The sequence below is a fragment of the Mycobacterium cajalii genome, from assembly GCF_045809005.2.
In the GTDB taxonomy this organism is placed as follows: domain Bacteria; phylum Actinomycetota; class Actinomycetes; order Mycobacteriales; family Mycobacteriaceae; genus Mycobacterium.
The window spans coordinates 6,171,501-6,184,332 of record NZ_CM141436.1 but is presented as its reverse complement, the minus strand read 5'-3'; the positions used below and the strand labels follow the sequence as shown (position 1 = coordinate 6,184,332).

The window sequence follows — 12,832 nt, the reverse complement described above, 5'->3', positions numbered from 1 at the left end:
GTAGTCGTGGACTACTGCATCGGTGGAGACGACGGCACAGCGTCGATGCTGCACGGCACGCCTGACGTGGATCTGGACGGCGACGGCCACTTCGACGCGGTAGGCGTGGATCTCGACGGCGACGGGCTGCGCGACGACGCCCTGGCCGACCTCGACGGTGACGGGGTGGCCGACCACGCATGGCTCGATGTCGACAACGACGGCACGCGCGAGGCGTCGTTCACCGACGACGGGACGGGCATGTGGTCGGTCGCCGTGGACCGAAGCGGGCAGCTGCGCTGGTACGGGCTGGACGGCGTGGAGCACACCGGCGGCCCCCTGGTGGACTTCGACGGGCATGGCGGCGCCGACGACCGGCTGCTCGACACCGACGGCGACGGCGTGGCCGACCGGGTGTTGTGCCCGGGGGAGAACGGGGTGACCGGTTACGTCGACACCGACGGCGACGGCAAGTGGAACGTGCGGCTGACCGACAGCGACGGCGACGGCCTGGCCGACGGCGCCAGCCCGTTGTGAGGACCGCTTCGGTGAATTGATCGGCGCTGGCGTCGTGGTTAGCCTGGTCGGCACGGCGCGGAAAGGGGGCCACGATGTTCGTCGACCCGGGATTGCTGCGGCTGGGAGCCAACGAGTCCCACCGCGCCGGAGGGCACGCCCGCGACGGGGCCGATCACCTTGCCCGGGGGCCGCTCGCCGCGGGCATGTTCGGCGACTTCGCCGCCGCCGAGACCTTTCACGAGGCCCTCAGCGCGGCCCACGCCGAGCAGTTGAGGAGCCTGCAGGTCCACTACGAGGCGCTTTCCGCGGTGGGCTCCAAGGCGGCCTACGCCGCCGCGGAGTTCACCGGGATGGACGAACGCGGCGCCGAGCAGCTGCGCGCGGTGCGGGACAAGTCCGTGAGCTAGCTAGGTTTCCGGGCCATCGCACTGCTGCGCCGATTCGGCGAACGGCTACCCGGAATGGAATAACCGGGCCGCTAGGGTGATTGCTGTGCTAAGTGACCACGGTGTTGGGTAAGCGTCTTCGGCGATGGCCCGCGCGGCTCGCGGTCGGGGTCGCGGTGCTGATCGCAAGCGCCTTGATGCTCGGGGGGTGTTCGGTGCGGTTCCCGTCCCGACACCAGGCCGATAAGCCCGAGCAGCCGCTGTCGGACGGCCAATCCGTCGCCCAGGTGGTCGCTGCGGCCAAGCAGATCGCCGATGTGTCTCGGTTGCAGGATGTTTCGGGCAGCTTTCGCTGGGAGTCGTGTAATGACCAGGGGGAGAAGCCTTATCGAGGCCGGCTCGACATGACGTTCGTCGTGCCGCAGGGCTCCGACCACAGTGCGTACTTCCAGCGGATCGCCAACACGATGGAGTCCAACGGCTGGTCTGCGGGTCCGCCCCATGGGCAGCACGCGACCGGCACGGTGATCCACCAAGACGACGTGATGGCCACGATCGGCATCAGTCCCTACCCCGACGCCGATGGGTCCGTAAAGCTTCTGGGCCAGTGCCGCAATATGAATGACCACCGCCGTGACAGCGGGTTCAGCGTGAAGGACCAATTGGTTGGGGGATGAAGGGCTGGGTCCAAATCGAGCCGTTGGCGGGTCGAGTTGATCGGCTACGTGCGACAGGAGATTCAAGCTGAGATGCCGCCTCGCGCTGCAACAAGCGATCGTTGCTAACGCAGAGATTCGGATGATAACGACGCAAAGCTGCGATTAGCCTGGTGTCGTGACGAATCCTCAAACTCCCGCCGCTGGACAAGATGGGACACCAGGGCGCCCCCGGCGTACTTTAGGGAACGGTCTAATAAGCGTCATCGCCGCTATTGCGCTGATTTCGTTGGCTGCGCTTGCCGTCGGCATCATTTCTCTGACTCAGCCGAGTCCGGGGGCAACAGGGCGCAGCATCCCCCCGACAACCTCCTCGATGCCCTCGAGCTTCAGTGCGGCGGACGTAGCGGCGGCCAATAAGCGGTTGTGTTCGACGTTCCAGAGTGTAAGCAAGGCGGTCAAGGTAGCGACGTCTGCGCCAGACGGGGCGGAACCGGTAGCAGCCGCCGCGAATGCGCGTGCGGCTCTGGTTGGTGGTGCGCTCGCACTGACTACCTCGATAGAACCAGCAACGCCGACAACTCTAACCACATTGGCTAGAAAATTGGCTGATGCCTACTTGAACTACGTAATTACCGCGTTTGCAGAAGAAAAAGCCGATGGAGGTGATGTGGAGTCAGCGACATCGGCACTTCGTGAAGCGTGCGCGTGAATTCGTCGGACCACACGGCCATAAGTTGATCTGCCTGCACACACGCGTTGCGTGATTTGCTTCTCATCTTGGGATGGTTCAACATAGAAACCGCAACGTTAACCGGTGCTCTGAGTTGTCTCGAAACCGGCGGCTTGCGAGGAGGGCTCATGACGGGGGACTTGCCTTCGGGAAAATACACAGCGCTGCTTATCGGCACATGGTACCCGCAGCCGTCGTCAGCGTTGCACACCGCCGCTGAGCATTGGCGGATGCAGCAGCAGGAGCAAGAGCATTATGCACAGGAACTGCATATGCAGTGGTCCCAGCTGGCGTCAAGGAACCAGGGACAGACCATAGATGATCTGGTATCCCGTTTCCAACGGGGCGAAAAAAGCCATCTTGACTTAGCCGAAAAATATAAAGCAAAAGCCGACGCCTTTTCCAAGGGCGCTGATGCTGTCGATGGCCTTCGAGAAGGCCTGCGTGGGGTTGCCGATGAATATAATCGACGAATTGCTGAGGTCGAAAATTCGAAGCAGCCCGAGCCTGTGAAAGCGGCGGAAATATCGGCCCTTGTTACTGAAGCTAACGGATTCGCGGCGCATAAATCAGGTGTCGCGGTTGCATCAATCGCGGACGCAACTCAGAAGGTACTCAACGCCGAAGGCATTGCGGCATCAGCGCAGCAATACGGTAACCACCACGAGTTAAGGACCGCCATGCCGACGGCCCCGAATTCCAGCCAGGCGGTTGAGAATAATAATGGCGGAGCAGCGCTTGGAAGCCAAGGAAACGGTCCTAACGCTCGCAGCGGACAGCTCGAAACGAGTAGTGCGTTGGGTGGCACCGCTCAAGGATCCGACTCGGGCGGAAGGGCAAGCAGCCCGCATGCCGGTAACGGGCCTACTCTCGGCGGGCCGAGCTTAGGTAGCCAAGGGAACGGCTCTGGGTTTGGTGGTGTCGGCGCAAGCGGACAGGTTACGGCTGTTCCGTCTGGGGGTGTACACGTACCCAGCGGTTCGCTAACTGGTCCGCCGCTACCGGGGATGGGCGTATCCCCAGCATCCCTAGGCCAAGGCTTGTCGCCCAACTCTTTAAGCCAGTCGTTCATGTCCGGAATGGCGACAGGTCAACCAGCGGGAGCCAGCGCGCAATCGTTGTCCTCGGGCGCGGTGCAGGCGATGGGAACAGGAACGGCGCCCTCGCCGCAGGCCTCGCCACCGCTGGCGCCGCCCGTCGCGCCATCCATCCCGATGGCCGGTGGTGAATCGTTCACGCCCGCAAGCACTCCCGTAGACGCCCCAACCACTTCACCTCCGATGGCACCGACGACCGGCGGCGGTGTGCCGGTAGCGCCCGCGGTGATGACGGGCGGCTCGTGGTCGGCGCCCGCGGCGCCGGTAGCCGGCGGCCCCGTCGCCCCCGCAGGCCCGCTGCCCGCTTACGGGTCGGATCTGCGGCCGCCGGTGGTTGCGCCTCCCGCCGTGGCTTCGGCCCCGACCGCACCGGTGTCGGGGGCCGCGGTCGCGCCTTCCGCACCGTCGTCCCCGTCGGCGGGCGGGCCAATGGTTCCTCCGGTGGAACGGGCCGCCTCCCAAACGGCAGCGGGCCAGGCTGGCACGAGCTCCTCCGCGCTGGCCGGTGCATCGGCGGCCTCGGCCGCGACTGGGGCGACTACCGGCGCGGCGTCGAGCCGGGCCGCCGAACAACAACGCCTACAGCGCATTGTCGACGCGGTGGCGCGCCAGGAATCGCGTCTGTCATGGGCGGCGGGGCTGCGCGATGACGGCACGGCCAGCCTGCTGGTCACCGATCTGGCCGGCGGGTGGATTCCGCCGCACGTCCGCCTGCCCGCCCACGTGACGCTGCTCGAACCGGCGGCGCGGCGCGGCGATGCCAGCGTCGTCGATCTGTTGGGAGCCGTAGTGACCGCGGCCGCACATGGGCCCGACGCCTACGTCGCTGAACCCGGCCCGGACGCACCGGTGCTCAGCGGTGACCGGGCGGCCCGCTCCGCCGCACCCAAGGTCGACGAACTCGGGCCCAGCCTCGTGGACGCCGTGCGGCGCCGCGACGGCCTGCCGCGGATAGCTCAAGCAGTCGCGACCCCGGCGGTGCGAAAGACGGGTGTGCTGGACAACGAAGCCAAACTCTTGCGCGCATGCCTAGCCGATATTCGGCGCACGGTGGTCAGCGCATACCCCCGTCACGACCCAGCCGCCGCGGCGGACTGGATGCTGCTGGCCGCAATCGAGGCGCTCATCGACGACCACGAATACCTGGCGAACTACCACCTGGCCTGGTTCAACGCAGTTACCCGCCGCGGCGTCTCGTAGGCCACCTGCCTCGGTCGACGTGAATACCGTGAGACGCGTGCTGTGCCAAAATGGCGTAGACGGCCGACTATGCGCGAGGCGGGCCCGAGGCTCTGAACGGCAGGGATGAGGTGAAGACATGACCGGAGACAGTTCCGCGCCGGTCCCCGCACCCGGAGCGCCGGGAGGCCCGATCCCGCCGCTTCTGCCCCCCACCCCAGGCCCCAACCTTCCGCCCGGCACCACGATCAAGGTCACGCCGGACACCTTGTCGCAGGCCCTGTACGGGGTACCGCTGCCGCCCCCGATCGCACCGACCCCGGCGCCTCCGACCGGAACCTCACCCGCCGATGCGGCATCCGGTGCTCTGGTCGCCGCAAGCAACGCCGGCGTGCCCGGTGACGTGGCGTCCAGCACCGAAGCGGACGCCGACCGCCGGGCGCACGCGGCGGATGCGCTGGCGAAATTCCCTGCCAATGAAGCGAATTCGGCGCAGCAGATGCAAGCTGTCGGTGCGCAGGCGGGCGGTCAACAGGGCATGCAAATGGTCCAGCAGATGGTTTCGAGCGTCACCGGCGCGCTCACCGGCGCCCTCGGCGGCATCATGGGCCCGCTGACGCAGCTTCCGCAGCAGGCCATGCAGGCCGGCCAAAGCGCGATGCAGCCGCTGATGAGCGCGGTCCAACAGGCCTCTCACGGCGCCGAGGCGCTGGCCGCCGGGGATCCGACGCTGGTGGACAGCGTCGGTCCCGGCTCGGAGCTGGGTGCCGGTGGTGGTGGCGGCGGAATCGGCGGTCTCGGCGGCACCACCCCGGCTGCTTCGCTGGGTCCCCCGCCCGTGCCGGGTTCGTCGCCGCCGACGACCCCCGCGGGGGCGCCGGCGAAGCCGGTCGCGATTCCGGCGAGCGACGGTGCCACCCCGGTCAGGGGTCCCACGGGGATGACCGGCATGCCGATGATGCCGGGTGCGGCGGGTGCCGGCGGCGAGGGCGCAAAAGACAAGCCGGCTGAAAAGCGGGTCTCGGCCCCCGGGGTGCCCAACGGCCAGCCGGTCAAGGGCCGCCTGACGGTACCGCCGCCCAGCGCGCCCGTCGCCAAGCCCGCTGATGGGAAACCGACCGTGGTGACCAACAGGCCCAATCGCCGGATCGTGATCATGCCGAGCGAAGATGAGGCGAAAGAATAGTCGATTTAGCGCCCTGACGAGCGCAATCGATAGCACTGACGGTGAGTGGTCAGCCGCCCCAAACGGCAGTAGTCTCGCCACGGAAACCAGACCGGATCGGCTGGGCTGGGATTGCCCGTTGTAGACAACAGCGCCGCCTTCTCATGCATGCTGTTAGTTGACGGCGCGGGCGGGAAAATGTGGGAGTTGTCCATTATGGATAGGGTGCGCGGGGGCGCGACGACAACACGGCATGAGCGGGCACGTCGTTGACCGAGCCGTTTATCACAGAAGCCGTGACGGCCTTATCCCGCGGCCATTCCCTTTTCGCCGGACAGGTCACCGGCGGCGATGTCGGTGACGTGCCCGCGCGAATTCAAGCCCACGCCGATGCGATATCGGCGGCGCCCAAAATCCCGGCAGCGGCGCACCGATCGAACAGGTCAACGCAAGCGCTGCGCCGCATCGCGGACGATGACGGGGCGCTGAAACGGGTGGTGGCGGCGGCGCGGGCCGATTACGCGCACACCAGAGCGGCGACCCGAATGATCCTGGACGCCGCCAGGGCCGACGCGGCCTCGGGCGCCGACACCCCGGTGGGCCGGCGCGAGGCGATCACCCGGATGGCGGCTCGCCTACGGGCACAGCACCGGCACATCACTCGGTCGCGGCAGCGGTCACGGCTACTGGCGCATCGGCTGCGCCGGTTGCGCTACCTGCACCAGCACCGACACCATCACCCCAGCGGCCACACCGCCGTGCAGGCAGCCATCGGTAAAGCCTTGGACATCAAGGGCATTCACCATCCCATCGCGCGGGCCCGCTGGCGGCGCGGCATGGATCTGGTCGCGCGGCGCGAATCCGGTTATGACGCCGGCGCGGTCAACAGCTGGGATGCCAACGCGGCCAACGGCACTCCGAGCCGCGGGGCGTGGCAGTTCATCGCACCGACATTCGCGGCTTATCACGAACCCGGAACATCGACCAACATCCACGACCTGGTTGCGCAGGCCTGCGCGTTCATCAACTATGCGCGGGGCCGCTACGGGGTCGCCGCCGACGCGTCGAATCTGGCCGATCGGATCCAGCAGGCCGATCCTCGCCGATCGCCCAGGGGGTACTGATGCCGCTGAGTTTGTCCAACCGCGACCAGAATTCCGGACACCTCTTCTACAACCGCCGGCTGCGGGCCGCCACGACCCGCTTCTCGGTGCGGATGAAGCACGACGACCGCAAGCAGACCGCCGCGCTGGTGCTGTCGATGGTGTTGGTGGCCATCGCCGGGGGCTGGATGGTGCTGCTGAACGTGCTCAAACCGACCGGCGTGGTGGGGGATTCGGCGATCATCGGTGACCGTGACTCTGGGGCGGTCTACGCCCGCATCGACGGCCGGCTCTATCCGGCACTGAATCTGACATCGGCGCGCCTGGCGACGGGATCGGCGGCGCAGCCGACGTGGGTCAAACCCGCCGAGATCGCGAAATATCCGTCGGGACCGCTGATCGGCATCCCGGGAGCGCCGGCGGCCATGCCGGTGAACCGCGGCGCCATTTCGGCGTGGGCCGTGTGCGACACGGCCGGCCGGCCGCGCAGTGGGGACAAACCGGTGGTGACCTCGATCGCGGGCCGGCTCAACGGTGGTGGCCGCGCGACGCCGCTGCGCCGCGACGCCGGACTGCTGGTCACCTTCCAGAGCAACACCTATGTGATCTGGGGCGACAAGCGCTCACGGATCGATACCACCAACCGGGCGGTCACCCTGAGCCTGGGGCTCGATCCCGGCGTCACGTCACCGGTCGAGATCTCCCGGGCGCTGTTCGACGCGCTGCCGGCGACCGAGCCGCTGAGCGTGCCGCAGGTTCCCGACGCGGGCACGCCGTCGAAATGGGTGCCGGGGTCCCAGGTCGGTGCGGTGCTGCAGGCCCAAACCGCGGGCGGGGGCCGCCAGTTCTACGTGCTGCTGCCCGACGGGGTGCAGAAGATCAACAGCTTCGTGGCCGATCTGCTGCGCAGTGCGAACTCCTACGGGTCGACGGCGCCGCGAGTGGTGACTCCCGACGTGCTCGTCAACACCCCCGAGGTCAACACCCTACCGGTGGACTATTACCCGAGCGGGCTGCTGAATTTCGTTGACACCGCAGCGAATCCGACCACGTGCGTGGGCTGGGAGAAGGCTTCGACGGACCCGCAGGCCCGGGTGGGCGTCTACAACGGGCGGGGACTTCCCGTCCCGGCCTCGATGGACGACCGGATCGTGCACCTGGTCCGTGATGACCGCGGCCCGGCGTCGGTGGTGGCCGACCAGGTGCTCGTGTTACCCGGGGCGGCGAACTTCGTGACGTCGACCAGCGAGGTGATCACCTCCGACTCCCGCGAATCGCTGTTCTGGGTTTCCCCCAACGGGGTGCGGTTCGGGATCGCTGCCGACGACACGACGCTGCGTGCGCTGGGCCTCGACCCGGCCGCTGCCGTCCAGGCGCCGTGGCCGCTGTTGCGGACTTTCGCTGCGGGACCTGCCCTGTCGCAGCAGGCGGCGCTGGTCGCTCGGGACACCGTGCCCGCGCTCGGAAAGGTGGCCGTGGTGACGACAACAGCGAGAGCCGGAGGCTAGCGATGTCGAAGAGGGCGTTTGCCATCAACCGGGTGAAGATCGAGCCACCAAAACCGGTTCGGGTGGCGCCCAGCGCGCCGATCGCGCTCCCGGAACGCGAACCGCGCAACATCTGGGTGATGATCGGCGTGCCGGCGCTGATCGTGGCGCTGATCGGCACGGTGGTCATGCTCTACGTCTCGGGTGTGCGCAGCTTGACCACCGGCTTCTTTCCGCTGATGGGCATCGGCGCCTTCAGCATGCTGGCCTTCTCCGGGCGGTTCGGGCGGGCGCGCAAGATCACCTGGGGCGAAATGGAACGCGGACGCCGCCGCTACCTGCGCGACCTCGACGGCAACCGGGAAGAGATCCAGAACGCGGTGTGCGCGCAGCGCGAATGGCAGCACGCTCTGCACTCCGACCCGCAGGGACTCGGGGCGATCATCGGCGGCCCACGGATGTGGGAGCGTGGCCGCGGGGATGCCGACTTCCTGGAGGTGCGGCTGGGCACCGGGGTGCAGCATGCCCCGGACTCGGTGCTGTCGGTGACCTGGCCCGACATCTCCTCCGACGAGGAGCTCGAACCCGTCACCGGGCAGGCGCTGCGCGATTTCATTCTGGAGCAGCGCAAGATTCGAGACATCGCCAAGGTGGTGAACCTGCGGTCGGCGCCGGGCTTCAGCTTCGTGGGCGAGGATCTGGACCGGCTGCGGTCGCTGATGCGCTCGGTGTTGTGTTCGCTGGCGGTGTTCCACAACCCCCACGACGTGAAACTGATGGTGGTGACCCGCAATCCGGAGGTGTGGTCGTGGATGGTGTGGCTGCCGCACAACCTGCACGACGAGCTGTTCGACGCATGTGGTTGGCGACGCCTGGTTTTCGCCACGCCGGAGGAACTGGACGCGGCGCTGGGGACCGAGCTGCACATGAAGGGGAAGCGGGGCGCCTGGACGCCGCCGGTGGCGGCGAGCCCGACCGCGATGGGCTCGGCACTGGAAACCGGACAGGGCACCGACGCGGCAGACTTGGGCCCGCACCTGGTGATCGTCGACGACAACACCGGCAGCCCCGACGCGTGGGAGAGCGTGGTCGGGCAGGTCGGCAAGACCGGCATCTCCGTGCTGCGTATCGCATCCCGGGTGGGCACCGGCGTGGGCTTCGCCGACGACCAGGTCTTCGAGATGAGCGAACGGCCCGGCGCGTCAAAGGTTTCGGTGAACGGCCAGGGGAAGGCCGCCAAGAACGGGTTTGATCCCGACGATGACGACGAGCGCCCGGCGCCGCTACTGCGGCTGCGGGGCAAGTTCTTCGCGCATGCCGACCAGTTGTCGCTTCACCGGGCGTACCGCTATGCGCGCGCGATGGCACGTTGGTCGCCGACCAGCCGCAGCGACACCGCCGACTCCACCAGCGGCGCCGCGGAGTTGCTGCGGGCGCTGAGCATCGGCGACCCCCGGGAGCTGGACGTCGACCGGTTGTGGGCCGAGCGGCGCGGGCGCGGCGACGAGCGGTGGTGTGAGATCCCCGTGGGCGCCAAACCCAACGGCGAGCTGCAGAACATCATCTTCCGCGCGAAAGACTTCGGCGGCTTCGGTTTTCACTCCGTGGTGATCGGGACCAGCGGCTCGGGCAAGTCGGAGTTCTTTCTTTCGCTGGTCTACGGGATCGCGCTGACGCACTCGCCGGAGGCGTTCAACGTCATCTTCGTCGACATGAAGTTCGAGTCGGCGGCACAAGACATCCTGGGCATCCCGCATGTGGTGGCCGCGCTGTCGAACTTGGGCAAGGACGAGCGGCACCTGGCCGAACGGATGCGCCGGGTCATCGACGGTGAGATCAAGCAGCGCTATGAGCTTTTCACGTCGGTGGGTGCGCGCGACGCCAACGACTACGAAGAGATCCGGCTCGCCGGGCGCGACCTGCCCCCGGTGCCGGTCTTGCTGGTGATCGTCGACGAGTACCTGGAGCTGTTCGCCAACCACGAAAAATGGATCAACCTGATCATCCACATCGGCCAGGAAGGCCGCGGCGCCAACGTCTTCTTCATGCTCGGCGGTCAGCGGCTCGACCTGTCGTCGCTGCAAAAGGTCAAGTCCAACATCGCGTTCCGCATCGCACTGCGCGCCGAGTCCGGCGACGACAGCCGCGAGGTGATCGGCTCGGACGCCGCCTACCACCTGCCGTCGAAGGAGAACGGTTTCGCCCTGCTGAAGGTGGGACCGCGCGATCTGGAACCGTTCCGCTGCTTCTACCTCTCGGCGCCGTTCGTGGTGCCCAAGACGGCGCAGGTGGCCACGACCGTCGATATGACACTGACCAAGCCCCGGCTGTACAACTGGCAGTACCAGCCGTTGGACGCGGGCGACGCCGCGGCATTGGAGGCCGCCGCGGCCGTGGATTCCGAACCCGACGAATTCCTCTACTACGAGGATGGTTTCAAGCGCAAGAAGATCGTGGACGTGCTGCGCGAGTCGCTGCGGGGCGTGCCGCACCGTGCGCCGCGCCGGCCATGGCTGGAGCCGCTGGAGGACCCCGCGCCCGTCGACGTGCTGGTGGCGGGGTACCGGGGCAAGCCCTGGCACGTCGATCACGGCCGCAACGCCGGGCTGATGTTCCCGGTGGGCGTGATGGACATCCCCGAGGAGTCCCGACAGGTCGTGTACGCGGTCGACGCGCTGCGCAGCAACATCGTCGTGGTCGGGGCCAAGCAGCGCGGCAAGACCACTACCTTGATGACGCTGATGTGTTCGGCCGCAACGATGTACAGCCCGGCACGGGTGACGTTCTTCTGCATCGGCGGGGCCACCATGGCGCAGGTGGCGTCGCTGCCGCACGTCACCGACATCGTGTCGCCGAAGGACAACGAGGGCATCGAACGCATCCTGAGCAGCATGGACGCGCTCATCGACGCGCGCGAGAACTCGTTCCGCCACCTCAAGATCGACCTCGACGGCTTCCGCGAGCGCCGGTTCGGTCCTGGCAGCGACGGCCTGGGCGGCACCGACCCCACCGATCCTTTCGGCGACGTGTTCGTGGTCCTCGACGACTACGACGACCTGTACTCGAAGGACACCCTGTTGGGGGACCGCATCATCTCGCTGAGCAGCCGCGGCCCCGAGTACGGTGTGCACGTGATCTGCAGCGCCGGCGGCTGGATTCACGGGCAGCGCCAGAGCCTGCTGCAAAACGCCACGGCCCGAATCCAGTTGCGGTTGGCGGACCCCAGCGAGAGCCAGATGGGGCACTCGTCGATCGAGTCTCGGGAAGCAGCGCGGCGCACGCTGAACCGGCCCGGTTTCGGTTTGACGGACAGCTTGCACGAGCTGCGCGTCGGTGTGCCGGCGCTCGCCGACCCGGCCACCGGCGCGCTGGTCGGCATCACCGAGGTCGGCGGCCGCATCGCCGAGGTCGCCGGAGTGACCAAGCATGCGACGCTGCAGCGGCTGCCGCAGCGGGTGGAGCTCAGGGCGATCCTCGACTACGAGGCCGCCCATGCGAGCGGTGACGACCTGTCGATCGCCTTCGCCATCGGCGAGCGCCACGAGTTGGGTCCGGTCCCGCTGAGGCTGCGGGAAAGCCCCGGTCTGATGATCCTGGGCAGGCAGGGCTGCGGAAAGACGTTGTCGTTGGTGGCCATCGGTGAGGCCATCATGAGCCGGTTCAGCCCCGACGAGGCCCAACTGACGCTCATCGACCCCAAGACGGCCCCGCACGGCCTGCGGGACCTGAACGGCCCGGGGTATGTGCGCGCGTACGCCTACGACCAGGACGAGATCGACGAGGTGATCACCGAGCTCGCCCAGCAGGTGTTGTTGCCCCGGCTACCGCCGAAAGGGTTGAGCCAGGAGGAGTTACGTGCCCTCAAGCCGTGGGAAGGCCCACGGCACTTCGTGCTCATCGACGACGTCCAGGATCTGCGGCCGGATCAGAGCTACCCGCCCAAGCCGCCGGTGGGGGCGGCGCTGTGGAAGCTGATCGAACGGGCCCGCCAGATCGGGTTGCACGTGTTCACAACTCGAAACAGCTCGAACTGGGCGACGCTGCAGATGGATCCGTGGATGCGGTTCCAGAACTCGGCCAAGGTGTCGCAGCTCTACATGGACAACGACCCGCAGAACAGGATCAACCGCGTCGTCCGCGCCCAGGCGCTGCCACCCGGACGGGGGCTGCTGCTCAGCGCCGACGGGGACGTCGAGGGCGTCCTGGTGGGGATGCCGTCGACGGCCGTCGCGCCCCAGTGAGCCCGGATGCCGCGCTGAGCGGTTTGCTCGAGGCCCGCAGTCCCGCAGTGTTTTTCGGCGCCAAGATCGGCGACTCGATCCTGACGCTGCCAGCGACAGCCAGTTCTGCCGGGGTGGTGCCCTGCTGCCGTGGAAGGAGGGCAACCTCTGTGCCTTGCGCCAGGTGATCCCGGGGCGGGACAGGGTGGACGCCGACGACGCGGCCTGGGCGCAGGTTGAGGCCCTGGCGCGGCGCTTCGGTTACGACTGAGGCGATTCTGGTCGCCTCGCCGGCGACGAGGCATGGC

General features: G+C 67.6%; 8 protein-coding genes. All 8 read left to right on the top strand.

Annotated elements, in window-relative coordinates:
* Positions 1–6 precede the first annotated feature (6 nt).
* A complete protein-coding gene (locus ACJ512_RS29605) occupies positions 7–516 on the top strand; it encodes a pullulanase (RefSeq protein WP_369741340.1) in 510 nt (169 codons plus the stop codon).
* Between the two features lie 74 nt (positions 517–590).
* Complete coding sequence (locus ACJ512_RS29600; protein WP_369741339.1) at positions 591–905, top strand: DUF2563 family protein; 315 nt, start codon at positions 591–593, stop codon at positions 903–905.
* 92 nt (positions 906–997) lie between these two features.
* On the top strand, positions 998–1,561 hold the full coding sequence (locus tag ACJ512_RS29595; protein ID WP_369741338.1) for a hypothetical protein: 564 nt from the start codon (positions 998–1,000) through the stop codon (positions 1,559–1,561).
* Between the two features lie 2,409 nt (positions 1,562–3,970).
* Entirely contained in the window at positions 3,971–4,570 is a 600-nt protein-coding gene (locus tag ACJ512_RS29590; RefSeq protein WP_407687378.1) for a DUF5631 domain-containing protein, read from the top strand.
* Between the two features lie 118 nt (positions 4,571–4,688).
* Positions 4,689–5,735, top strand: a complete 1,047-nt coding sequence (locus ACJ512_RS29585) for a hypothetical protein (RefSeq protein ID WP_407687379.1) — start codon at positions 4,689–4,691, stop codon at positions 5,733–5,735.
* 248 nt (positions 5,736–5,983) lie between these two features.
* Positions 5,984–6,838 (top strand): transglycosylase, encoded by an 855-nt coding sequence (locus tag ACJ512_RS29580; RefSeq protein WP_407687380.1) that lies wholly within the window; start codon positions 5,984–5,986, stop codon positions 6,836–6,838.
* Complete coding sequence (gene eccB / locus ACJ512_RS29575; RefSeq protein WP_407687381.1) at positions 6,838–8,325, top strand: type VII secretion protein EccB; 1,488 nt, start codon at positions 6,838–6,840, stop codon at positions 8,323–8,325. Before ACJ512_RS29580 ends, eccB begins: the two co-directional genes overlap by 1 nt.
* A 2-nt stretch (positions 8,326–8,327) precedes the next feature.
* Positions 8,328–12,545, top strand: a complete 4,218-nt coding sequence (eccCa, locus tag ACJ512_RS29570) for a type VII secretion protein EccCa (RefSeq protein WP_407687382.1) — start codon at positions 8,328–8,330, stop codon at positions 12,543–12,545.
* Positions 12,546–12,832 lie beyond the last annotated feature (287 nt).

Excerpts from the sequence above, each read along its gene's own strand:
- eccB (WP_407687381.1), top strand. The coding sequence starts at position 6,838 with ATGCCGCTGAGTTTGTCCAACCGCGACCAGAATTCCGGACACCTCTTC.
- eccCa (WP_407687382.1), top strand. The coding sequence starts at position 8,328 with ATGTCGAAGAGGGCGTTTGCCATCAACCGGGTGAAGATCGAGCCACCA.
- ACJ512_RS29585 (WP_407687379.1), top strand. The coding sequence starts at position 4,689 with ATGACCGGAGACAGTTCCGCGCCGGTCCCCGCACCCGGAGCGCCGGGA.
- ACJ512_RS29600 (WP_369741339.1), top strand. The coding sequence starts at position 591 with ATGTTCGTCGACCCGGGATTGCTGCGGCTGGGAGCCAACGAGTCCCAC.